We start from the raw sequence: 22,715 nt of genomic DNA, 5'->3' as shown, positions 1-22,715 counted from the left end.
GGATCTGAAGCACGCTGTCTACGGTGCGCGCGACAAGCTCGCCGCCGCCGAGCCCCTATTGGCCCAGTTAGGCGCCAGTTGGGACGAGGTCGCCGTCATGGGCGACGACTGGCCTGACCTGCCCCTGATGACGCGGGCCGGCTTCGCTTGCGCGCCACCCGGCGCTCATGCCGAGGTACTGGCCATCGCCCACCATGTCACGCGCGCCGCCGGTGGCTACGGCGCGGCGCGCGAGTATTGCGATGTGCTGCTGATGGCCGCCGGCCATTACGAGCGTCTGCTCAACACTCATCACGACACGCTGGACGGGGGCAAGGCCTCGTGACACCGGTTGCATTGCCGGCACCGCTGCCGCGCCGCCAGAAGCCCAGGCCCATGCTGTGGCGGCTGCAGAGCCTGCTGTCCAACTACCTGCCACTGCTGCTGATGGCCGCGCTGGCCAGCGCAACCTGGTGGCTGGTGAAGAACACGCCGCTGATTGATGCACCTGGCGAGGTGGCGGCACCGCGCCATCTGCCCGACTACCGCATGGCCAATTTCGAGATCCAGCGCATCGGCGCCGATGGGCGGCTGCATGTGCAGATCGCCGGCGCCGAACTGCGCCACTACCCGGACACCGACACCGTCGAGATCGACGAGGTCCGCGTGCGTGCCATCGGGCCGGACGGCAGCCTGGCCATCGCCGACGCCAAGCGCGCCCTCAGCAATGGCGACGGCAGCGACATGCAGCTGCTCGGCAACGTCCACCTGCGCCGCCTGCCACCCGGCGCCGGCGAGAACGCGCCGGCCCAGCTCGAGGTGCGTGGCGAGTTCCTGCAGGCCCTGTCCAACAGCGAGATCCTGCGCTCGCACCTGCCGGTCACCATCCGCCAGGGCAGCTCGACGCTGCACGCGCAGAACTTCGAGTACCGTCACCTGACCGGCCAGGTCCACTTCACGGGCAGGGCGCAGGGGCAAATCGTCTCCAAGGCCCCGAAATGAGCGAGCTGGTCTTCATCACCGGCGCGTCCAGCGGCATCGGCCAGGCCCTGGCCCTGCGCTACTACCGCGACGGCGCACGCCTCGCACTGGTCGCGCGCCGCACCGCCGAGGTCGAACGCTGGGCGGCCGAGCAGAAGCTCGACGCGGCCCGCTTCAAGGTCTACGGCGCGGACGTTGCCGACCTGGACGCCATGGCCCGCATCGGCCGCGAGTGCATCGCCGCGCAAGGACTGCCGGATGTGGTCATCGCCAATGCCGGCATCAGCATCGGCATGGACACGGCCCACTTCGACGACCTCGAAGTGATGCGCCGCACCTTCGAGACCAACAACGTCGGCCTGGCCGCGACCTTCCATCCCTTCGTCGCCGCGATGAACGAGCGCCGCTCGGGCACGCTGGTCGGCGTCGCCAGCGTCGCGGCCATCCGCGGCCTGCCGGGGCATGGTGCCTACAGCGCCAGCAAGTCCGCCGTCGTCGCCTACTGCGAAAGCCTGCGCGGCGAATGCCGCCCCTTCGGGGTGAGCGTCGTCACCCTGCTGCCGGGCTATATCGACACACCGCTGACGCGCGGCAACCGCTACAGCATGCCCTTCCTGATGCAGGTCGACGACTTCGCCGACCAGGCCGTGCGCGCCATCCGCGCCCAGGTCAGCTACCGCGTCATTCCGTGGCAGATGGGTGTGCTGGCCAAGCTGCTGCGGATATTGCCCAACTGGCTCTACGACCGGGCACTGGGCAGCCGGCCGCGGAAGAAGCGGGCAAGCGAATAGGGCTGTTCACGGCCCGCGCGCCGTGGCTACACTGCGCGCCTTCGACCCGAGAGCTGCCGTTGCAGCCGAGGAGGACATCATGGCCAAGGTGCTTCACCCCTGCTAAGCCCGCGCGCTGAACATCGTTTCAGCGCCGCCCGCTCGCTGCTGCACGTCCACCGCTGACGTCGCCAGCCCATTGATTCCTGCGGCCCCGTTCGGCGGCCGACCTCGGACGAAATTCATGATTTTTCGCCTTCTCGGCTCGGGCATGGCCCTGGGCCTTTGCGCCCTGGCCCTGCCCGCCTGGGGCAACACCCCCGAACTTCAACACCCCACCGCCCTGCGCCTCGCAGCCGGCGAAGCCACGCCTGTCATTGACGGGCAGCTGGATGACGCGGCCTGGCTGCGCGCGCCCGTCTACGAACGCTTTGCGCAGTTCCTGCCCGCCGACAAGCAGGCCGCGCGCTGGCGCACCACGGTGCAGGTTCTCGTCACCGAGGACGCCCTCATCTTTGGCATCCGCGCCTGGGACCCCGAACCCAGCCGCATCCGCGCCCCGCTGGCCCGGCGCGATCAGGTCAAGGCCGACCAGGACTTCGTCTCCGTCTTCATCGACCCCGTCGGCCATCGCCGCACGGCTCAGTACGTGCGAGTCAGTGCAGCCGGCGGCGTCGAGGACGGCCTGTTCGCGGCCGAAGAGGACACCGAGGACTCGGCACCGGACTTCGACATCCATGCCGCCGCGACCCGCCTGCCCGACGGCTACAGCCTCGAGCTGCGCTGGCCCATCGCGGCGCTCAGGTTCCCGCACGACGGCGGCGCACCCTGGCGCATCATGGTCGCGCGCAACATCCCCCGCGAAGACCGCACGCTCAACGTCAGCTCGCCGGCCCTGAACAAGGACGCGCTGAGCTTCATCGCCGAGCTGCAGCCGCTCGACGGCCTGGGCGATCTGGTAGAACAGGTGCGCGAACGCAGCTTCATCGGCTTTCGGCCCGAGCTGACAGTGCGCTCGACGCGCGACAGCAGCGACGAGAGTGGCACCCGCCGCACGCGCAAGGCCTCGCTGGGCGCCGAGTTCAAGTGGCGACCGCGCGCCGACTGGGTGCTGGACGCAACGCTCAACCCCGATTTCTCCCAGGTCGAACTCGACGCACCCCAGCTCGCCGGCAACACGCGCTTTGCGCTCAGCGTGCCCGAGAAGCGCCCCTTCTTCCTGGAGAGCGCCGACGTCGTCGGCCCGACCCAGCCCGATGAGTCGGGCGAGAACCGCAGCCTCGCGGCCTTCTACACGCGCGCCATCACCGACCCCGACTGGGGCCTGCGCGCCACCTGGCGCGGCGCCGGCGCCGAGGCCACGGCCCTGAATCTGCGCGACGCCGGCGGCGGAACGGTGTTGCGCGCCGGTGCCTTTGCGACGCGCAGCGGCGTGCAGCCACGCGGCTCCCAGGCCAGCTTCGCGCGCGGCCGCACGCAACTTGGCGACCTCGGCCTGGCGGGCCTGGTGTCGCTGCGCGACTTTGGCAAGGGGCTGACGACCCAGGTCATCGGCAGCGACACTGTCTGGCGTGCCGGCGACAGCGACCAATGGCGCGGCCATCTGCTGCTGTCCGATACGACGCTGGGCCTGGACGCCGACGGCCAGGTACTGCGCGTGAGCCGCGAACGCGGCCACCGCGCCTGGGCGGCCTGGCGCCACCGGGATGCCGACTGGGCGGCCAACGTCAACGTCGAGGAGATCAGCCCTCGCTTTGCCAATGACAACGGCTTCGTCAACCAGAGCGGCATTCGCCGTGCGTCGGCCTTCGGCTATCTGCGCCTGGGGCCACGGGAGTTCGCCGGCATCGACATGCACGACCACGAGGTGCAGCTGAAAGTTCAGGAGACACGCACCCTGGCCGATCCGCTGCTCGGCGTCGCGGCAGGCCAGGTCGTCGACCGCCTCTTCCAGCCAGGCTTCTGGTTCGCCGCCGCACGCAACACCGGCGTCTGGGGCCATGTTGGCCTGGACAGCCATCGCGCCCGCAGCGGCGGCCGGCTGCACCCGACGCGCACGCTGCTGATCGGCATCGAGTCCAACCCGGGCGAACTGCTGAACTACGTGGATGCCGAGGTGGAATGGGGCCGACGCCTGGACGTCGATGCCGATCGCGTGGGCCTGGGCGCGCAAGCCCAGATCCAGGCCCAGATGCGCCTGCCGCTGCCCGCCGGGTTGTGGCTGGAGTTCGAGCAGCGCTTCGGACTGGCCTGGGTCGATGCACCCGATGGCCACCGCGCCTTCACCGACCGCAGCGCCCAGAGTCTGGTCGTCTTGCACCTGAGCCCGCGCGATTCCCTGCGGCTCATCCAGCAGCAGACCCGCTTCAACCGCCGTGACGACGCCAGCGCGAATCTGGCTGCGCAGAACAACCGGGGGCGGGTGCTGTCGTTGATGTTCCAGCACCGTGTCGGGCTGAGCCGCATCATCAGCCTGGGCCTGAACCGGGCTCGTGAACAGCCAGGTGCCGTGCGCGCCAGCGAGGTTTTCGCCAAGGCGACGCTGGGGTACTGAAACCCCTCGTCCAAGGACTACCTTGGCCGGTCTTGCAGAGCGCGCTTCGGCTTGCGCCGCAGCTCTTCGACAGGCACGGCGCGTCCACTGGACGCACCGTGTCCGGCCTCAGCCCCCGCGGGGACGAACTAGAGAAGTTCCACCAGAAAAGGCAAAGCGCCCGAAAGGGCGCTTTGCTCAGATCTCTTGCGAGGTTGTGGGATCAATAGCCGCCGGAACGGCCACCGCCGCCGTAGCCACCGCCGCCACCACCGTAGCCGCCGCCACCGCCGGAGCGGCCACCGCCGCCGCCGCCATAGCCGCCGCCACCGGAGCGGCCACCGCCGCCACCACCGTAGCCGCCACCACCACCGTAGCCGCCGCCACCGCCGCTGCTACCGCCGCCGCCGTAGCCGCCGGAACGGCCACCGCCGCCGCCGCCGCCGTAGCCGCCACCACCACCGAAGCCGCCACCGCCGGAACGGCCACCGCCGCCGCCGAAGCCGCCCGGACGCTCTTCACGAGGACGAGCCTCGTTGACGACGATGGCGCGGCCTTCGAGGGCCTGGCCGTTCATGCCGTTGATGGCTGCTTGCGCCTCAGCGTCCGAACCCATTTCGACGAAACCAAAACCCTTGGAACGGCCCGTCTCGCGGTCCATCATGACCTTCGCGGAGGTCACCGTACCAAATTGACCGAACGATTCTTGCAGCGATTCGTCACGCACGCTGTAGGCCAGATTGCCCACATAAAGCTTGTTTCCCATGGGGAAGCCCTTCTCTACTCAAAACCAAAAAACCATGTGGAGCTTCAACCCTACGTGAACCATTCAAGCGAAGGTGCGGCGTCCAGACACAGGCAATTGATTATGGTGGCGGGGTAAAGAGATTGCGGAACGCCACTCCGGCAAGTGTTGTTTTTCAGAGCTAGCACAAACCCTGGCGCCTGGGAGCCATCACGGTCCCGTCATCGATACCATCGCCCCGCCCCACCCGAATTCATGACAACCAGCCTGCTCGTTCCCCTCACCCGCGTGCTCGCCAGCGTCGACGCGCCGCGCAATCTGCGCGCCCTCTATGCACTGCTGGCCGGTTTTTGCGCCGCCGGCCTGCTGCTGGCCATGGCCCAGTCAGCCTTGGCGCGCGATCAAGGCCTCTTGAGCGCGCTCTGGGTGGGGCTGGCCTTGGCTGTCGCTTTTTTCAGCGTCAATGCGACGGGTCTGATGCTGATGGACCAGGCGCGCGGCCTGCCCGTGCGCGACCCCCAGGACGCGCTCTCGGACGCCCTGCGCAGCGGCCATCGCGTGCTGCTCGCCCTGTTGGCCTGCCTGGCCCTGGCCGGCGCGGCCGCCCTGGTGCTCGCCGGGCTGCTGTGGGCGACGCATTGGCCGGTCGTCGGCGCGCCTCTGCTGGCCGTCGTGCTGCCGGCTGGCGTGCTGGTGCTGGGCGGCATCAGCTTCGTCCTGGTCGTTCTCGTCGGACCTCTGGCGGGGCCAGCGGTGTGGGCGGGGCGGCGCAGCGCCGGCGTACTGTTTTTCTTGCGCGAGCGCCTGCATCACGGCCTGCCCGAAACGGCGCTGCTGATGGCCGCCGTCTACCTGATGACGGCGCTGGCCACGGCGGCCGTCAGCTTCGTCGTCGTCAGCGGCGGGCGGATGGTGGCCGGCCTGGCTATCCTCGGCGCGGGTGTGGAGCTGCCCGCCAACCAGTTGCTGGCCGGCGTCATGGGCTTGGGGCCGCGCGGCCTGGGCGCCAGTGGCGTGCCGCTGCAGGGCGGCGCGCTAGGCCTGGCTGCATTGATCGGCGGCGGCGTCGTGTTCGCCATCGCCCTGGTGCTGCCGACCCTGGTCTGGCTGCGCGGCTGCTGTGCCGTTTATCTGGCGGTGACCGAAGCGGAATGACGGCGCCCCGAATCGCGTCGCTCGTGCCAAGCGCGACGGAGACGCTGGTGGCCTTGGGGCTGGGCCATCGCTTGGTGGCCCGGACCGGTTTTTGCATCCACCCCGCCGAGGTGGTTGCCACCGTTGCCAAGGTGGGTGGCACCAAGGACGTGAACCTGGCCAAGCTGAGAAAGCTCGCACCCACCCATGTCATCGTCAACGTGGACGAGAACCGGCTGGAAACCGCCGAAGCGCTGCGAGGGTTCGTGCCCGAGGTCATCGTGACCCACCCGAGCCGGCCCGAGGACAACCTGGCGCTGTTCGAGCAGTTGCGCGCTGCCTTTGCCGATCAGCCGGGCGTCAACGAACGCGCCGCGGCGCTGTCGGCCGAGTTCCGAGCCGCGCTGGCCCGCTGCCGCGAGCAGGTCTGGCCGGGCGAGAACGTGCTCTACCTGATCTGGCGCGACCCATGGATGACGGTGGCGCGCGACACCTATGTCTCGACGCTGCTGGTTGAAGTCGGCTGGCGCACCTGGCCCGACGTGCTGGGCGGCGAGCACGGCGCCGGCCGCTACCCTGCGCTTGCGGGCGATGACGCCTGGCTTCGCGACATCGACCGCGTGCTGCTGAGCTCCGAGCCTTATCGCTTCGGTGCTGCGCATATCGCCGCGGCGCAGGCGCTGTGCCCGCAGGCACGCGTGCAGTTGGTCGACGGCGAACTGCTCAGCTGGTGGGGTTGCCGCGGCGCGGCAGGGCTGGACTATCTGCGCACCCTGCGCGAACACGCAGAGGCTTGAGTTTTTCGGCCTTGACAGCATCGGGGCCCGCCACAATCAGCCGTCATGGACATCTACAAGCCCCTCGTCGCGCTGTTGGCCATCGTGAATCCGGTCGGCGTGGTGCCCTTCTTCATCCACTTCACGTCCGCCTTTTCGCGCACGCAGCGGCGCAAGACCATCCTCGTCAGCGCCAGCACGGCCGGCATCGTCATCGCGCTGAGCGCGCTGTTCGGGCTGAAGATCATCGAGTTCTTCGGCATCTCGCTGGCCAGCTTCCAGGTGGGCGGCGGCTGCCTGCTGCTGATCAGCTCGCTGCAGATGCTCAACGCCCAGCCGGCCGAGGCGCGCAAGGAGGATGTGTCGGAGGGCAACACCAAGGCCGACGCCGGCGCCAGCATCGCCGTCGTGCCGCTGGCCATCCCGCTGCTGACCGGCCCGGCCACCATCTCCACCATGGTCATCTACGCCGACAAGACGCGCGTCTGGTGGGAGCTGGCCGTGCTTTGCGGCTATGGCGTTGTCGTCGCCCTCGTCACCTTCGTGGTCTTCTCCGCGTCCAGCAAGATCGCCAAGGTGCTGGGCCAGACCGGCATCAACATCATGACGCGGCTGATGGGCCTCATCCTCGCCGCGCTGGCGGTGGAGCTGCTGGCCGACGGCCTCATCAAGCTTTTCCCGGTGCTAGCCGCACGAACCGTGGGGTGACCACATGAGCCTGTTTGACCTGCCTCCCATCTGGATGGCGCCGATGGCCGGCGAGGCGTCCAGCGCCGCGCTGGTGGCCGCCGTGAGCGCAGGCGGCGGCTTCGGCCAGCTCGGCGCGGCCTACCTGACGCCGGCACGCATCACCGAGATTGCCGCCGACATCCGCGCGCGCACCGGCCAGCCCTTCGGCATCAACCTGTTCTGCCCGCAGCCCTGGCTGCGCGACGACAGCGCACTGGACGCCTACCTCGCCCGCCTGGCCGCCTGGCACACCGAACTGGGCCTGCCGGCGCCGGCGCGGCCGGAACGCTTCGAGGAGGACTTCGACACCCAGCTTGAGGCCACCATCGCCGCGCATCCCGCCGTCATCAGCTTCGCCATGGGCGACCCCGGCGTGGCGCGCGTGGCGGCATTGAAGGCGCAGGGCTTCACCGTGCTCGGCACGGCCACGCAGGTGGCGGAAGGCCTGCTGCTGCAGGCCAGCGGCGTGGATGCCGTCATCGCCCAGGGCTACGAAGGCGGAGGCCACCGCGGCGGCTTCCTGGGCAGCGCGGAAGGCGCGCTGATCGGCACGATGGCGCTGGTGCCCCAGCTCGTCGACGCGCTGGATGTCCCGGTCATCGCTGCCGGCGGCATCGCCGACGCACGCGGCGTTGCGGCGGCGCAGGCGCTGGGCGCCAGCGCAGTGACGGTCGGCACGGCGTTTCTGCTGGTCGACGAATGCCCACTGTCGCCGCCCTACCGCGCCGCCTTGCTGGCTGCGAGCGACGCCGATTCGACGCTGACGCGCGCCTTCTCCGGCCGCCTGGCGCGCGGCGTGGCCAACCGCGTCACGCGGGAGCTGGAGGGCATCGTCCTGCCCGCCTTCCCGCAGCCCAACGCGGCCAGCCGACCGATGCGCCAGGCGGCGGCCAGGGCCGGCCAGGCTGACTTCATCAGCCTCTGGGCCGGTCAGGCGCTGCCGGTCAACCGTGCGCCGGGTTCGGCTGCGCAGCTCGTCGCGAGCTTGGCCAAGGGTTGGCGCACTTGATCCTGCTGCTGGAAGACGACCCGGCGATTGCGGACACCGTCGCGTTCGCGCTGCGGCGCGAGGGCTTCGTCGTCGAGCACTGCGCCTGGCTGGCTGAGGCCCGCGAGCGCCTTCGCGCGGCACCGGCGCCCGAGCTGCTCATCCTCGACATCGGCCTGCCCGACGGCCATGGCCTGGACCTGTGCCGCGAGCTGCGCAATGGCCCGCTCTCCCGCCTGCCCGTCATCGTGCTGAGCGCGCGCAGCGAGGAGATGGATCGCGTGCTCGGCCTGGAGCTGGGCGCCGACGACTACCTCGCCAAGCCTTTCAGCCCGCGCGAGCTGGTCGCCCGCGTGCGCGCCCTGCTGCGCCGCGCCCAGGCCGCGCCAGCGCCAACGCTGGGCTTCACGGTCGACGGTACGCGAGTCAGCCTGGACGGCGTGCCGCTCAACCTCACCAAGCTGGAGCTCGGCCTGCTGACGCATCTGCTGCGCGCCCCGCAGCGCATCCACAGCCGCGACGCGTTGCTGGACGCCGTCTGGGGCAGCAGCGCCGAAAGCACAGACCGCACCGTGGACACCCACATCAAGACGCTGCGCGCCAAGCTGCGCGAGGCGGCACCGGCGCGCGACCCCATCAAGACGCATCGCGGGCTGGGCTATTCACTGGAACCATGAGCAGCCGCCAACCGCCCATGAACACAGCCACAGAGGCACAGAGACACAGAGGACAAGCCTGCTTCTCCGTGTCTCTGTGCCTCTGTGGCTTTGTTCGGAGTTCCTGACGTGCGGCTGGGGCTCAGAGTCTTCTTCGGCTTCTTCCTGATCGCCGGCCTCAGCGCAGTGCTACTGCTGAAAGTCTTCCTGGCCGAGGTCAAGCCCAGCGTGCGCGAGGTCATGGAAGACCTGATGGTGGACACCGCCCATCTGATGGCAGAGACCGCCGCCGATGAGATGGGCGCCAACGGCCTCAAGCCCGACAGCCCTCTGGCCGCGCGGCTGCAGCGCTATGTGAAACGCGAGGTCGACGTACCGATCTGGGGTTTGCGCAAGCAGAGCCTGGACCTGCGCATCTATGTGACCGACGCCCACGGCCGCGTCGTGCTCGACTCCGGCCAGCCCTCGGCCGTGGGCCAGGACTACTCGCAGTGGCGCGACGTGGCGCTGACGCTGCGCGGCGACTATGGCGCGCGCTCGACGCGCTATTCCGCGGACGACCGCAGCACCATCCTCGTCGTCGCGGCGCCCATCCTCAAGGACGGCCGCACGCTGGGCGTCGTCAGCGTCGCCAAGCCGGTGGCCAACGTGCAGCGCTTCATCGACCGCGCCGAGCGCCGCGTGTTCTGGGCTGGCGCCGCACTGCTGGCCGCCAGCCTCATCGTCGGGGTGACGGTGACGCTGTGGCTGGTCGCCTCGGTGCGGCGGCTGCGCCGCTATGCCCAGCAGGCCCAGGCTGGCCAGGCCATTGCGCCGCCGGCCATGCCAGGTGAATTGGGCGATCTCGCCCATGCCATGGACGACATGCGCCGCCGCCTCGAAGGCCGTGAGCAGCTCGAACACGACGTGCGCGCACTGACGCATGAACTGAAGAGCCCGCTGGCCGCGCTGCGCGCCAGCGGCGAGCTGCTGCAGGACGAGCTGCCCGCCGCCGACCGCCAGCGCTTCGCCGCCCAGGTGCTGGACCAGACCGCGCGGCTGCAGACGCTGGTGGAGCGCGTGCTGGCACTGTCGCAGCTGGAGGCCCAGGTCGGGCCGGGCGAGCGCCAGCGGATCACCTTGGCTGACTGGGCCGAAGGTCAACTTGAGCGGCAGGCGTCACGCCTGGCGCAGAAAGGCTTGAACGTCACCTGGACGGCGCGCGAGGAAGCGATCGTCGAAGTGGACACGGCGCTGCTGGAGCTGGCCCTGGGCAATCTGCTCATCAATGCCATCGACTTCGCACCGGACGGCTCCATGCTCGAACTGGCCGTCAGCACAACGGCGACGACCGCACGCCTGACGCTGCGCGACCGAGGCCCCGGCGTGCCAACGGCGGCGTTTGCCCAGTTGGGAAAACGCTTCTTCTCGACAGCCCGGCCCGGCAGCCTCGTCAAGGGCTCGGGCCTGGGCCTGGCCATCGCGCGCCGCGTGGCCGAGCTGCATGGCGGCTGGCTGGCTTTCGAGGCGGCGGAGCCCGGGCTGCGCGTCAGCTTGGTTCTTCCGCGCTGACTTCACGCTCGCTTCACACACTTCGTTGTCTGCTCACCACCGCTGGCGATGCTGTCGGCATGAACAAGCACCCTCTCTTCCTCAAGCTGGTCATCCTGGCCGTCATCACCCTGCTGCTGGTCGTCGTGCTCGGCGAGATCCGCGGTCTCGCGCATGAGCGCCAGGCCCGGCAGCACGAGGCCGAACAAAACGTCGAGCAGTCGCTCGCCGGCCCGCAGACGCTGCTGGGCCCCATCCTGCTGCGCCAATGCACCGAGACCTGGGCGCCTTACAAGGATGGCGTCCAGACCCGCAACTTCGCGCATCGGCTGCCCCCTGCCCAGCTGCAGGTCAGCGGGGATCTCGTGCCCGACCCACGCCATCGCGGCCTGTTCAAGGTCAACACCTATGCCGGCAAGCTGACCCTGCTGGCACGCTGGGAGGAAACCTCAGGTTTGACACCCAGGCCCGACAACGCCGGCGGCCGCGTCGAATGCGGCGACGTCATCGCGATGTTCTCAGCCAAGGACGCTCGCGGCCTGCGCAAGGTCACCCTGACACGCGACGGTCATGCGCTGACCGTCAGGCCCGGCACGCTGGACGCCGCCTATCCCTCGGGCCTGCATGCCATCGTTCAGACCCCGCCTCCCGGCGAGCGCCTCGAGCTGAAGCTGGTCGTGGACCTGGCCGGCACGCAGAGCCTGGCCCTCGTGCCCGCCGCCAGCGACACGACCATGACGCTGGAATCCAGCTGGCCGCACCCGAGCTTTGGCGGGCGCTTCCTGCCCACGGGCAGCGACGTCAGTGACGACGGGTTCAAGGCGCGTTGGCAGGTCACTGAACTGGCCAGCGGCGGCGTCGCCGACGTGATCGCCGGCAACGGCAACCTGGACACGCTGAGCGTTGACCTGATCGACCCCGTGAACCCTTACGTCATGAGCGACCGCGCCATCAAATACGGCCTGATGTTCATCGCGCTGACCTTCGTCACCGTCGGCCTCACGGAGCTGTTGACCGGCCGGCGCGTGCACCCGGTGCAATACCTGCTCGTCGGCCTGGCGCTGAGCCTGTTCTTCCTGCTGCTGCTCAGCCTGTCGGAGCATCTGCCCTTCCTGGTTGCCTACCTGATCGCGGCCGGCGCGGCGGCCCTGGTGCTGACGCAATACGCCGCGGCCATGCTGGGCGGCTGGCTGCGCGGCGCGGCCTTCGGCAGTGGCATCGCGTTGCTCTACGGCGCGCTGTACGTGCTGCTGAGCCGCGAGCAGGCGGCCCTGGCCATCGGCGCCATCCTGCTGTTCACCGTGCTCGCCACCGTGATGACGCTGACGCGCAAGCTGGACTGGTACCGCCTGGGGAGCGCCAACGCCGAGTGACGTACGCTTGGGGTTTCGCCCTTCGCATGCCCAGCTAGCGCCTCAATGTCCCGACAAGGTTTCGACTACATCATCGTGGGCGCCGGCACCGCCGGCTGCCTGCTCGCGAACCGGCTCAGCGCCAACCCGGAGAAGCGCATCCTGCTCATCGAGGCGGGCGGCAAGGACGACTACCACTGGATCCACATCCCCGTCGGCTACCTTTACTGCATCGGCAACCCGCGCACCGACTGGTGCTTCAACACCGAGGCCGAGGCCGGGCTGAACGGGCGCAGCCTGCGCTACCCGCGTGGCAAGGTGCTGGGCGGCAGCTCCAGCATCAACGGCATGATCTATATGCGTGGCCAGAGCCGCGACTATGAGCACTGGGCCGAGACGACAGGTGATGACACCTGGCGCTGGGAGCGCGTGCTGCGCGCCTTTCGCAAGCACGAGAACCACTGGCGGCTGGATACGCCCAAGACCGCACCCGAGGGTTTTGCCGCCGTGCACGGCCACAAGGGCGAGTGGCGGGTCGAGCAACAGCGCCTGCGCTGGCCCATCCTCGACGCCTTTGCCGCCGCCGCCGCCCAAGCCGGCATCCCGGCCACGAGCGACTTCAACGCCGGCAACAACGAGGGCGTGGGCTATTTCGAGGTCAACCAGAAGAAGGGCTGGCGCTGGAACACGGCCAAGGCTTTTCTGCGGCCGACCACCTTTGGGCGGCCCAACTTCGAGCTGTGGACGGGCGCCCAGGTACGCAAGCTGCGTCTGCTCAAGGACGACACGGGCCTGCGCTGCAGCGGCGTCGAGGTGCTGACACCTCATGGCGTCGAACAGCCCTGGCTCAACGTCGGCGGCGAGGTCATCCTGGCCGCGGGCGCCATCGGCTCGCCGCAGATCCTGCAGCTCAGCGGCCTCGGCCCGGCCGACCTGCTGCAGAGCCTGGGGCTTACGGTCGAGCAGCACCTGCCGGGAGTGGGCGCCAATCTGCAGGACCACCTGCAGATCCGCGCCGTCTACAAGGTGGACGGCGCGAAGACGCTGAACACGCGCTCGGCCTCGCTGCTCGGCAAGGCCATGATCGGCCTGGAGTACGCGCTGCGCCGCAGCGGGCCGATGAGCATGGCGCCCAGCCAGCTCGGCGCCTTCACGCGCAGCCACCCCGACAAGGTCTGGCCCGACCTGGAATACCACGTGCAGCCGCTGTCGCTGGATGCCTTTGGCGAACCGCTGCACGGCTTCAACGCCTTCACGGCCAGCGTCTGCAACCTCAACCCGACCAGCCGCGGCACGGTGCTCGCCACCTCGCCCGACGCGACGGTGGCGCCGGCCATCCGGCCCAACTACCTGTCCACCGAGGCGGACCGGCACGTCGCGGCCGAAAGCCTGAAGCTGACGCGCCGCATCGTGTCCCAGCCGGCGCTGGCCGGCTTCAAGCCCGAGGAATACAAGCCGGGCCCGCAGTTCCAGACCGACGAGGAACTGGCGCGGCTGGCCGGCGACATCGCGACGACCATCTTCCACCCCGTGGGCACCTGCCGCATGGGCCGCAAGGACGACCCCGGCGCGGTGGTCGACTCGCGGCTGCGCGTGCGCGGCGTGAGCGGCTTGCGCATCGCGGATGCCAGCGTGATGCCGACGATCACGAGCGGCAATACGAATTCGCCGACATTGATGATTGCGGAAAAGCTGGCGGGGTGGTTGGCGCAGTAGCCGTTCGGCGCACCGACCTGGGCCCCAGTCACCGCGCTCAGCCCGGCGTCGCCTCGGCGCGCCGCATCGGCAGCGTGACGCGGAACGTCGTGCCGCTGCCGACCTGGCTGTGCACGTCGATGCGCCCGGCGTGCTTTTGCACGATGCCGTAGGACAAGGACAGCCCGAGCCCTCTGCCCTGGCCGACCGGCTTGGTGGTGTAGAAGGGCTCGAAGATGCGCCCGAGCACTTCTTGCGGCATGCCGCAGCCCGTGTCGGCCACTTCCAGCCACACATGCGCGTCGCCTTCACAACCGGTTCGAAGCGTGATCGTGCCGCGCACCCCGCTATCGATCGCTTGGGCTGCGTTGACGACCAGGTTCAGTACCACCTGGTTGATCTGCGACGGCATGCAGTCGACGTCCGGCAACCGGCCGAACTCCCGCACCAGGTCGGCCTTGTGCTGCACTTCGCCGGCAACCAGGTTGAGCGTGGATTCGATGCCCGCGTGCAGGTCGACGCGCTGCCATTCCTGCCCGGCGTCGACGCGTGAGAAATCCTTCAGGTCCTGCACGATCTGGCGAACCCGCATCAGGCCCTCGCGCGACTCCTGGATCAGCGCCGGCATATCGTCGTGCAGGTAGTCCAGGCCCACCTGCTCCCGCTGTGCTGCAAGCGATGCGGCCAGGCTCGCGGGCAGCTGGTCCTCGGCCGCGCGGTAGGCGCCGAGCAGCCCGAACAACTGTTCCCGGTAGGTATCCAGCGTGCCGTGGTTCGCAAAGACATAGCCAATCGGGTTGTTGATCTCGTGCGCCACCCCGGCGGCGAGCTGCCCGATGGACGCCAGGCTCTGCGATTGCACCAGCTGGGTCTGCAGCTGCTTGCGCTCCGTGATTTCCGCCTGCAGCGCCGCGTTCGCCTGCGTCAGCTGGGTGGTACGCGCAGCCACCGCGGCTTCAAGTTGATCGATCTGCGCGGCAGCCTGCTGCGTGGCCTGCCATTTCGCAGCCAGCGCGTTGGCCAGCTGGCTCACCTCGATGTTGTCGAAGGGCTTCTTCAGGATGAGCAGCCGGCCGCGGGTGTCCAGGCGCTGCAGCACCTCCTCCCATGAGGCGTCGGAGTAGGCGGTGCAGAAGACCACCTGCAGCCTCGGGTCGGCTTGCCAAAGGCGCTCGACCGTCTCCACGCCATCCCACCCGGGCGGCATGCGCATGTCGACGAAGGCCACCGCATAGGGCCGGCCCTGCGCCAGCGCCTCGACCACGCGGGCCAGGCCTTCCTGGCCCTGGTAGGCCGAGTCGAGCTCGAAGGGCTGGGCAGCTGCGGTGATCTCGTCGCCGAACAATGCCGCCTTGGCGGCTTCCAGCGCCGACGCGGCGCCGAGTTCGGGCGCGAGGATCTTGCGGAAGTCCGCATGGATCGTCGGCATGTCGTCGACCAGCAGGACGCGACGGTTCTCGAAGGAGTTCATGCCTGGGTGTCCGTGGCAGCGGTCAGAGGTAGCTCAAGCGTGAAGGTGGCCCCGGTTCCGGGGCCGTCACTGTGGGCAGTCAGCGTACCGCCCATCTCCTGGGCTGCCAATACGCAACTATGAAGGCCAAAACCGTGGCCGTCCTGCTTGGTCGTGAACCCGTGCGCGAAGATGCGCGTGAGATTCTCCGGCGCGATGCCGCAACCGTTGTCGGCAACAGCCACCTGGAGGCGATCGCCTTCAACCGCCCGTACCCGCACCACGATGCATTGCCCGACGTCGGGCGGCGCCTGCAGCACCGCATGGCGCGCGTTGCCAATCAGGTTCACCAGGATCAGCAGCGTGCGGTGCTTGTCCAGCATCAACGCCGGCACCTCCTCGAACTCGCGCTCCACGCGCAGAGGACCGATGCCGCCGGTATCGATGCGCAGCGCATCTTCGATCAAGTCGGTGATGCGGGTCGATTCGACCATGCTGGACGCGCCGGCGTAGGACTGCTGCGTCGCCACGATTTCCTTGATGTGGCGCACGCTGCGCGTCAGCGCCGCCAGCTCGTCAAGGATCTGCTGGCGCTCCTCGGCCACCGCCACCGAGAGTTGCTTCAGATAGCCTGGCAGCAGCCGCCCGCGCGCGTCGCGGGTGAGGTAGTCGCCCAGGTCCTGCGCATGCGCGTCCAGCAGCGCCACCGCGCGGGCCAGCCCAGCCGCCTCCGAACCGCGGACCTTGCCACTGATCAACTCGGCCGACACATTGACGCTGTTGAGCACATTGCCCACGTTGTGCAGCACGTTGGTGGCGATCTCGGCCATGCCCGACTGGCGCGCGTTCTCCAGCGCCTGCTTCTGCGCCAATTGCTGCTCGCGCGCCTTGCGCACCGCTTCGGCCGCTTCCTCGCGGCGAAAGAAGAAGTGGCCGGTCGTCAGCAGGATCACGATGATCGGCGTGGCCGCGACGACGACGACGATGCCCGACTGCCGGAAGCTGAGGAACAGCAATGTCGCCACCGAGGCGTTGCCCGCGTAGGCGATGCCAAGCCAGCCGAATGCGTCGACGAATGCCCGGACCGACAGCGGCTCGTTGCGCTTGAGCCGTGGCACGGCCGTGGCCATCACGGTGTTCAGCACGAAGTAGGCGAGCGCAAACAGGATCGCGCCCAGCAGGATCAGGCTGTCGCTCTCCAGCTGATGGCTACGCAGTTCGCCCAGTGCCACGTGCAGCACCGTGCCGGCGCTGAACATGGCAATGGCCGCCATCGCGGGGCTGGCGATGCGGCTGGTCCAGCGCTTGGAGGTGCGCCAGGCGCCGACCAGCGCTTCCGCTGCCGACGCCACGGCCGCGGCCTCCGGCCCGTTCAGCAGCAGCAGCAGGAAGATGAAGATCTCGCCAGCGGTGAACGAGTTCGTTGAACGCGGAATCCGCACCGGCACCAGCCCGGCCAGCATCGCCAGCAGCGTGCCGCCCACCACGCGCAACCAGGCATCCGGCGAAAGGCTCACGACGTGGCGCAACGAGTGCGCGAGCACCACCACACCGATGCAGACCACCGCCCACCAATACACCGCCGCCTTGCGGTTGTAGTCCGGCATCAGTGCCTGATGGACGCGCCGAGGCCAGCTCACTCCGGGCTCGGCGCCTGCAGCAACCATCATCGTTCGCCGGTGCGGGCAACTTCGCTGAGCACGACACCCTCGCTGAGCACCACGCCCTCGCTCAGCACGACACCCTCGCTGAGCACCACGCCTTCGCTCAGCACCACGCCTTCGGTGAGGACGACCCCTTCGCTGAGGACCACACCCTCACTGAGGACGACGCCTTCGCTGAGCACCACACCGCTGCCCGATGCCAGCCAGCCGGAAAGCGTCGCGGTGGGGACGAAGACGCCCGTGCGACCCGGCAGCGAACTGCGGCCGACCAGCGAATTCAGCGTGATGACGCCGTCGGTCAGGAAGCGCTGCCCCGTCGGCACGGGAGACGCCGTGATCGTCGACAGCGCCGCGCCGGGGCGGATCTGGACAGTAACGCGCGTCGCGCTGCCGCCCACCCAGAACAGGCCCGGGTCGTACACCGGCTGGTAGCGGGTGAAAAGCGCGCTGCCGCTGTAGAGGTGGCGCCCGCCGGCGAAGATGATGCGACTCCAGGGCACCGACTGACCGCCGATGATCGACACCGGCGCGGGCATCACCTGGCCCGGCGCCAGCAGCGGCGCACCCGCCGCGATGCGGCCGCTGGCGATGACCGTGGCGAGATCGCTGCGCAGCGCACCGGCCAGCCGCACCGCGCCGTCGACGTTCAGCAGGCCCGCGCCCTGCTGCAGCAGGTTGGCGCCCGGCAGGGCCTGCGCGGTGTACTGCAGGATCGCCTTCACCAACGGGGGCGTCAGGCCGGGGTTGGCCTGCAACATCAGGGCCACGGTACCGGACACCACCGGCGCAGCGACCGAAGTGCCGCTCAGGTCCATCAGCTCGCGGCCCCGCGGCTGCGCCGTGCCGCCGTAGGGCGCCGACAGCGAGGGGAAGTCCGTGGCGAGCGTGCTGCCGGCCGCCATCGGGCCGACGATGCGATTGCCCGGAGCCACCAGGTCCGGCTTGAGCAGGTTGTCGGCGACGCGGCGCCCGTCGGGCAGGAACAGGCCGCCGCGGGTGGGCCCGCGGGAACTGAAATGGTTGACTGCGTCGTCGCTGCGCGAGGCAGTCGCCTGCGTGTTGGCCGATCCCACGGTGATGACCGAGGGCTCATTGCCCGGCGAGCTGATCGTGCCGTAGCGCTCCTGACCGGAGGCGTCCGTGCCGTAGTTGCCGGCGGCCACGACCACCACGAGGCCGGCTGCACTCGCGCCGCGCAGCGCGCCGCACAGCGGGTCGGTCCGATACGACTCGGTCGAATCGGCGGCAAGGCTCACGTTGAGCACGCGGATGTTTTGCTGCTTCGCATGCGCGATGACCCAGTCGATCCCGGCCAGCACATCGCTCAGCTCGCCTTCGCCGCGGCTGTCAAGCACCTTGACGTCGACCAGCGAGGCCTGGGTGGCGATGCCGCTCGACTCGGGCAGACGCGACGTCGAGCGGCCTGCGGCGACGCCCGCGACATGCGTGCCGTGGCCATACGGATCCGCCCCGCCCGCCGCTTGCTGGCGTTCGTCGAGCGCCGCGTCGGACCGGTCGACGCCGGGCTGCCAGGCGCGGCCCGCGCCGCCTTGCGTCACCTTCTCAAAGTCGACGGCGCGTGCGACCCGCGAACGCTGGCCATCGGTGAACGCGGTGTGGTTCCCAGCGATGCCCGAATCCAGCACGGCGATGGCGACGCCCGAGCCGTCCAGGCCCCGCGCCGCGCCGATCGTGGCGGCACGCACGTCGGCTGCGCCGGTGGAGGCCTCGGTCAGGCTGAACGTGCGGGCCGCGCGCCGGTTCGGCGAGATGCTCTGCACGTCCGGCCGCGCAGCGAGCGCGTCAACCTTGTCAACGGGCAAGGTCACGAAAAGCGCCGGCACCGACTGGTAGCGCCAGTAGACGGTGCCACCCGCCGCCACGACCGCGCGGCGGAGCTCGACCAGCTCGGCGTCCCGCCCGTCGCTGACGACCAGGGTGTGCACGTAGCGGCGACCAGCCAGTTCCTGTTGCCAGCGCTGGCGAGGCGCAGCGGCCGAATCGACGGCCTGGCGCAGATCGGCGGCAATCTTGTCGCGCGGTGCGGCCTGCGCCAGTGCAGGCCACAGCAATGCAGCCAGCGTCAGCAGCAGCGCAAGCGCCGCGTGCAGGCGCCACTCGATCAGAACTACGAATCGAAGAGGGAGCGTGGTGGACTTCATGGACAGCTTTCGTTGTTGCGCTGATTCCTACGCACACGCCCGGTCGGGCGTCGCGCCGCATCCCGGCGACGGAAGAGCTGCCATGTCGACGGCGACCTGCCGGCGGCTTGTCCTTGGCAACCCCGCTGTCGTAACCCGCCAGGCGGGCCTTAGACCGGAAGCTTTGCGACCCCGGCTTTCGCTCGGGTGTGCCTTTGTCATCAGTGAAAAAAATGTATCTGAAGTTGCGGCGTAACGCTGTGAACAAGTGGCGCTTCCGGGTCCGTTCGGCCACCGTTACACATCCATGATCCAGCCTCACAGCGACGCGTGAAACCGGTCAGTTAGGTTGTGAGGCATCGCCCATCCGATCACGCTCCAGCCGCATGGAAGAAGTCAACCTTTTCAAGAGGCCCACGGCGCAGAAGTCGCCGGCTGCCGGCGCCTCGCGCGATGCGAGGCGGTTTGCTCGCCGTGTCGCGCCACGCCACACCGCGACAATCCCGCCCATGCCTCGCCAGCCTCCCCGCGTCCTCTCCGTCATCCCGCCGATGACGCAGCTGAACACGCCCTACCCGTCCACCGCCTACCTGACGGGCTTCCTGCGCTCACGCGGCATCGATGCGCAGCAGGTGGACCTGGCGCTGGCCCTGGTGCTGGAGCTGTTCACACCCACCGGCCTGGCCCAGCTGCATGAAGCCGTGCTGGCCCTGCCCGAAGCCGAGCGCACGCCGCAAACGGCCTGGTTTGCCACCGAGTTCCCGGCAATAGCCGCCGCCACGCCACGCGTCCTCGGCTTCCTGCAGGGGCGCGACCCGACGCTGGCCCATCGCATCAACACCCGTGCCTTCCTGCCCGAAGGCGCACGCTTCGCTTCGCTGGACGCCTATGTCGACGAGGATGGCGGCGACCCGCTCGCCTGGGCGTTTGGCGCCCTCGGCTTGCAGGACCGCGCACGCCATCTCGCCACGCTGTTCCTGAACGACCTCGCCGACGTGCTGCGCGACGCGGTCGATGAACGCTTTGAGTTTGTCCGTTACGCCGAATCCCTCGCCGCGGCGCAGGCTCACTTCGATCCGCTGGCCACCGCCCTGGCCGCACCGCCCAATCTCGTCGACCGCACGCTGCACACCTTGACGCTGGCCGCGCTGGAGCAGCACCAACCCGAGGTCGTGCTGCTGTCCGTGCCTTTCCCTGGTTCGGTCTACGCCGCCCTGCGCATCGCGCAGAGCATCAAGGCCGCGCGGCCCGAGGTCATCTGCGTGCTGGGCGGCGGTTATGTGAACACCGAGCTGCGCGAGCTGGCCGAGCCGCGCGTCTTCGACTTTGTCGACTACGTGACGCTGGACGCCGGCGAGCGGCCACTGCTGGCGCTGCTGGAGCACGTCGCCGGCAAGCGCTCCAAGACGCGCCTGGTGCGTACCTTCTGGCGCGACGGCACGGAGGTCAGGTACACCAACTTCGTCGAGCCCGACATTCCCTTCGATGACGTCGGCACACCGACCTGGGACGGCCTGCCGCTGGACCGCTATCTGTCGCTGCTGGACATGCTCAACCCGATGAACCGGCTCTGGAGCGACGGCCGCTGGAACAAGCTGACCGTGGCGCATGGCTGCTACTGGAAGAAATGCAGCTTCTGCGACGTCAGCCTGGACTACATCTCGCGCTACGAGGCGGCCTCGGCCGAGGTGCTAGTGGACCGCATCGAGGCCATCGTCAAGGAGACGGGCCAGACAGGCTTCCACTTCGTCGACGAAGCCGCGCCGCCCAAGGCGCTCAAGGCCCTGGCCGAAGAGCTGATCCGCCGCGGCGTGGCCATCTCGTGGTGGGGCAATATTCGCTTTGAAAAGACCTTCACGCCCGAGCTCTGCCAGCTGCTGGCCGACAGCGGCTGCATCGCCATCTCGGGCGGGCTGGAGGTGGCATCGGACCGGCTGCTGAAGCTGATGAAGAAGGGCGTCAGCATCGAGCAGGTGGCGCGCGTGACCAAGGCCTTTGCCGACGCCGGCGTGCTGGTGCATGCCTACCTGATGTACGGCTTCCCCACGCAGACAACGCAGGACACCGTGGACGCGCTGGAATACGTGCGCCAGCTGTTCGAGAACGGCTGCATCCACAGCGGCTTCTTCCACCGCTTCGCCTGCACGGTGCATTCGCCCGTCGGACTGAACCCGGCGGAATACGGCGTCACGCTACAGCCCCTGCCCGCCGATGGCCGCTTTGCGAAGAACGACGTCGCCTTCATCGACCCCACGCCCACCGACCACGACGGCCTTGGCCAGGGGCTGAAGAAGGGCCTGTACAACTTCATGCACGGCATCGGCGTGGACAGCGATATCCGCAGTTGGTTCCCGCTGCGCGTACCCAAGACGACAGTGCCGCGCCGCTTCGTCGAGCGCGCCCTGGCGACAATCACCTGATGTACACCTCCACCTTCACCTTCGCCAAGGGCGACTACGACGCCGATTTCTTCGCGCTGGACGACCGCATCGCCGCCATCGCCCGCGCCATTCCCGGCTACCTCGGCGAGGAAGCCTGGGAGAACGCAGCGAACGGGCTGATCTCCAACGTCTACTACTGGGACTCGATGGAGGCCCTGCAGCAGCTGATGAGCCACCCCGCGCACCGCGAGGCCAAGCAGGCCCAGGCCAAATGGCTGAGGGGCTACCAGGTGGTCATCGCCGAGGTGGTGCGCACCTATGGCGACGGCGGCATCGCCCATCCGCTCGCCGAAACCACGCCGGCCCACTGACTTTTGTGCAGTGCACAATCGCCGCATCCAGCAACGGAGGCGGCGATGCGGCGTGTGGTGTTCAACCAGAAGGGTGGCGTGGGCAAGTCCACGATCACCAGCAATCTGGCGGCGATTGCCGCGGCAGCGGGCAAGCGGGTGCTGGTCATCGACCTGGACCGCCAGGGCAACACCAGCCGCTACCTGATGGGCGATGCGCTGGATGAAGGCGCACCGGGCTCGGCTGAATTCTTCGAGTCAACGCTGAAGTTCAGCGTGCGCGCACCTGGCGCGACCGAGTTCGTCGTCGAGACGCCGTGGGAGAACCTGCACCTGATGCCGGCCAGCGCCGAGCTCGACGAGCTGCACGGCAAGCTGGAGAGCCGCTACAAGATCTACAAGCTGCGCGACGCACTGCTGCCGCTGGCGGACGAATACGACGAGATCTGGATCGACACGCCACCGGCTTTGAACTTCTACACGCGCTCGGCGCTGATCGCATCCCAGGGCTGCCTCATCCCCTTCGACTGCGACGACTTCTCGCGCCGGGCGCTCTACGGCCTGCTGGAAGCCGTTGAAGAGATCCGCGCCGACCACGCACCCGAGCTGTCGGTCGAGGGCATCGTCGTCAACCAGTTCCAGGCCCGCGCCTCGCTGCCGCAGCGCGTCGTGCAGGAGTTGCTGGACGAGGGCCTGCCGGTGCTGCAGCCGTATCTGTCGAGCAGTGTGAAGGTCAAGGAGTCGCACGAGCTGAGCCGGCCCATGATCCATCTCGATGCGCGCCACAAGCTGACGCAGGAGATGCAGGCGCTGTACGAAGCGCTGGGCTGAACCGGGCGTTTTTCCGGCCTTGGCCCGCCA

At 68.9% G+C, this 22,715-nt stretch carries 19 protein-coding genes and 1 riboswitch; of the genes, 15 read left to right on the top strand and 4 right to left on the bottom strand.

Going from position 1 to position 22,715, the window contains the following annotated elements; translation table 11 throughout:
• The 4 genes from ACXJKR_RS00870 to ACXJKR_RS00855 form a co-directional block, all read left to right on the top strand.
• The coding region (locus ACXJKR_RS00870) for a KdsC family phosphatase (protein ID WP_457319948.1) at window positions 1-325 on the top strand (325 nt) is incomplete at its 5' end.
• Between the two features lie 50 nt (window positions 326-375).
• Window positions 376-981 carry an LPS export ABC transporter periplasmic protein LptC gene (gene lptC, locus ACXJKR_RS00865; protein ID WP_056192618.1) on the top strand — a complete coding sequence of 202 codons (606 nt, stop codon included), beginning with the start codon at window positions 376-378 and terminating at the stop codon, window positions 979-981.
• A complete protein-coding gene (locus ACXJKR_RS00860; protein ID WP_457319946.1) occupies window positions 978-1,751 on the top strand; it encodes an SDR family oxidoreductase in 774 nt (257 codons plus the stop codon). The genes lptC and ACXJKR_RS00860 overlap by 4 nt, the downstream gene beginning before the upstream one ends.
• 223 nt (window positions 1,752-1,974) lie before the next feature.
• Window positions 1,975-4,284, top strand: a complete 2,310-nt coding sequence (locus ACXJKR_RS00855) for a DUF5916 domain-containing protein (RefSeq protein ID WP_457319944.1) — start codon at window positions 1,975-1,977, stop codon at window positions 4,282-4,284.
• A gap of 202 nt (window positions 4,285-4,486) precedes the next feature.
• On the opposite strand, the gene ACXJKR_RS00850 is transcribed toward ACXJKR_RS00855, so the two are convergent.
• Window positions 4,487-5,029, bottom strand: a complete 543-nt coding sequence (locus ACXJKR_RS00850) for an RNA recognition motif domain-containing protein (RefSeq protein WP_457319942.1) — start codon at window positions 5,027-5,029, stop codon at window positions 4,487-4,489.
• 234 nt (window positions 5,030-5,263) lie between these two features.
• Here ACXJKR_RS00850 and ACXJKR_RS00845 point away from each other — a divergent pair, with 234 nt between their 5' ends.
• The 8 genes from ACXJKR_RS00845 to ACXJKR_RS00810 all read left to right on the top strand — a co-directional run bounded on the left by ACXJKR_RS00845 (window position 5,264) and on the right by ACXJKR_RS00810 (window position 13,889).
• The gene (locus ACXJKR_RS00845) at window positions 5,264-6,163 is read left to right on the top strand and encodes a hypothetical protein (RefSeq protein ID WP_457319941.1); all 900 of its coding nucleotides are present in this window, start codon (window positions 5,264-5,266) and stop codon (window positions 6,161-6,163) included.
• Window positions 6,160-6,939, top strand: a complete 780-nt coding sequence (locus ACXJKR_RS00840) for a helical backbone metal receptor (RefSeq protein WP_457319940.1) — start codon at window positions 6,160-6,162, stop codon at window positions 6,937-6,939. The genes ACXJKR_RS00845 and ACXJKR_RS00840 overlap by 4 nt, the downstream gene beginning before the upstream one ends.
• Window positions 6,940-6,984: 45 nt before the next feature.
• A complete protein-coding gene (locus ACXJKR_RS00835) occupies window positions 6,985-7,626 on the top strand; it encodes a MarC family protein (RefSeq protein WP_056191866.1) in 642 nt (213 codons plus the stop codon).
• Window positions 7,627-7,630: 4 nt separating this feature from the next.
• Window positions 7,631-8,656: a nitronate monooxygenase gene (locus ACXJKR_RS00830; RefSeq protein WP_457319938.1), complete on the top strand. Its 1,026-nt coding sequence runs from the start codon at window positions 7,631-7,633 to the stop codon at window positions 8,654-8,656.
• Complete coding sequence (creB, locus tag ACXJKR_RS00825) at window positions 8,644-9,312, top strand: two-component system response regulator CreB (RefSeq protein ID WP_056191863.1); 669 nt, start codon at window positions 8,644-8,646, stop codon at window positions 9,310-9,312. The genes ACXJKR_RS00830 and creB overlap by 13 nt, the downstream gene beginning before the upstream one ends.
• Before the next feature lie 108 nt (window positions 9,313-9,420).
• Complete coding sequence (creC, locus tag ACXJKR_RS00820) at window positions 9,421-10,842, top strand: two-component system sensor histidine kinase CreC (RefSeq protein ID WP_457319936.1); 1,422 nt, start codon at window positions 9,421-9,423, stop codon at window positions 10,840-10,842.
• 59 nt (window positions 10,843-10,901) lie between these two features.
• Window positions 10,902-12,194, top strand: coding sequence for a cell envelope integrity protein CreD (creD, locus tag ACXJKR_RS00815; RefSeq protein WP_457319934.1), 1,293 nt, complete (start codon window positions 10,902-10,904; stop codon window positions 12,192-12,194).
• A gap of 45 nt (window positions 12,195-12,239) precedes the next feature.
• Window positions 12,240-13,889: a GMC family oxidoreductase gene (locus tag ACXJKR_RS00810; protein WP_457319932.1), complete on the top strand. Its 1,650-nt coding sequence runs from the start codon at window positions 12,240-12,242 to the stop codon at window positions 13,887-13,889.
• Between the two features lie 37 nt (window positions 13,890-13,926).
• On the opposite strand, the gene ACXJKR_RS00805 is transcribed toward ACXJKR_RS00810, so the two are convergent.
• The 3 genes from ACXJKR_RS00805 to ACXJKR_RS00795 are packed head-to-tail and all read right to left on the bottom strand — an operon-like array spanning window position 13,927 to window position 19,144.
• Complete coding sequence (locus ACXJKR_RS00805; protein WP_457319930.1) at window positions 13,927-15,339, bottom strand: ATP-binding protein; 1,413 nt, start codon at window positions 15,337-15,339, stop codon at window positions 13,927-13,929.
• Window positions 15,336-16,925, bottom strand: coding sequence for a sensor histidine kinase (locus tag ACXJKR_RS00800; protein ID WP_457319928.1), 1,590 nt, complete (start codon window positions 16,923-16,925; stop codon window positions 15,336-15,338). The genes ACXJKR_RS00805 and ACXJKR_RS00800 overlap by 4 nt, the downstream gene beginning before the upstream one ends.
• 59 nt (window positions 16,926-16,984) lie before the next feature.
• Entirely contained in the window at window positions 16,985-19,144 is a 2,160-nt protein-coding gene (locus ACXJKR_RS00795; RefSeq protein WP_457319927.1) for a S8 family serine peptidase, read from the bottom strand.
• 112 nt (window positions 19,145-19,256) lie between these two features.
• Window positions 19,257-19,347: riboswitch (cyclic di-GMP riboswitch) on the bottom strand.
• A gap of 285 nt (window positions 19,348-19,632) precedes the next feature.
• Between ACXJKR_RS00795 and ACXJKR_RS00790 the strand changes: the two genes are divergently transcribed.
• Genes ACXJKR_RS00790 through ACXJKR_RS00780 form a run of 3 tightly spaced genes read left to right on the top strand, consistent with a single transcriptional unit; the run spans window position 19,633 to window position 22,685 of the window.
• Window positions 19,633-21,543: a B12-binding domain-containing radical SAM protein gene (locus ACXJKR_RS00790; protein ID WP_457319926.1), complete on the top strand. Its 1,911-nt coding sequence runs from the start codon at window positions 19,633-19,635 to the stop codon at window positions 21,541-21,543.
• A complete protein-coding gene (locus tag ACXJKR_RS00785) occupies window positions 21,543-21,875 on the top strand; it encodes an antibiotic biosynthesis monooxygenase family protein (RefSeq protein WP_056191846.1) in 333 nt (110 codons plus the stop codon). The genes ACXJKR_RS00790 and ACXJKR_RS00785 overlap by 1 nt, the downstream gene beginning before the upstream one ends.
• A 45-nt stretch (window positions 21,876-21,920) precedes the next feature.
• On the top strand, window positions 21,921-22,685 hold the full coding sequence (locus ACXJKR_RS00780; protein WP_457319924.1) for a ParA family protein: 765 nt from the start codon (window positions 21,921-21,923) through the stop codon (window positions 22,683-22,685).
• The last annotated feature ends 30 nt before the right edge of the window (window positions 22,686-22,715 follow it).

The sequence above is a fragment of the Roseateles sp. P5_E11 genome, from assembly GCF_054049355.1.
This window is presented reverse-complemented; position numbering and strand designations above follow the sequence as displayed.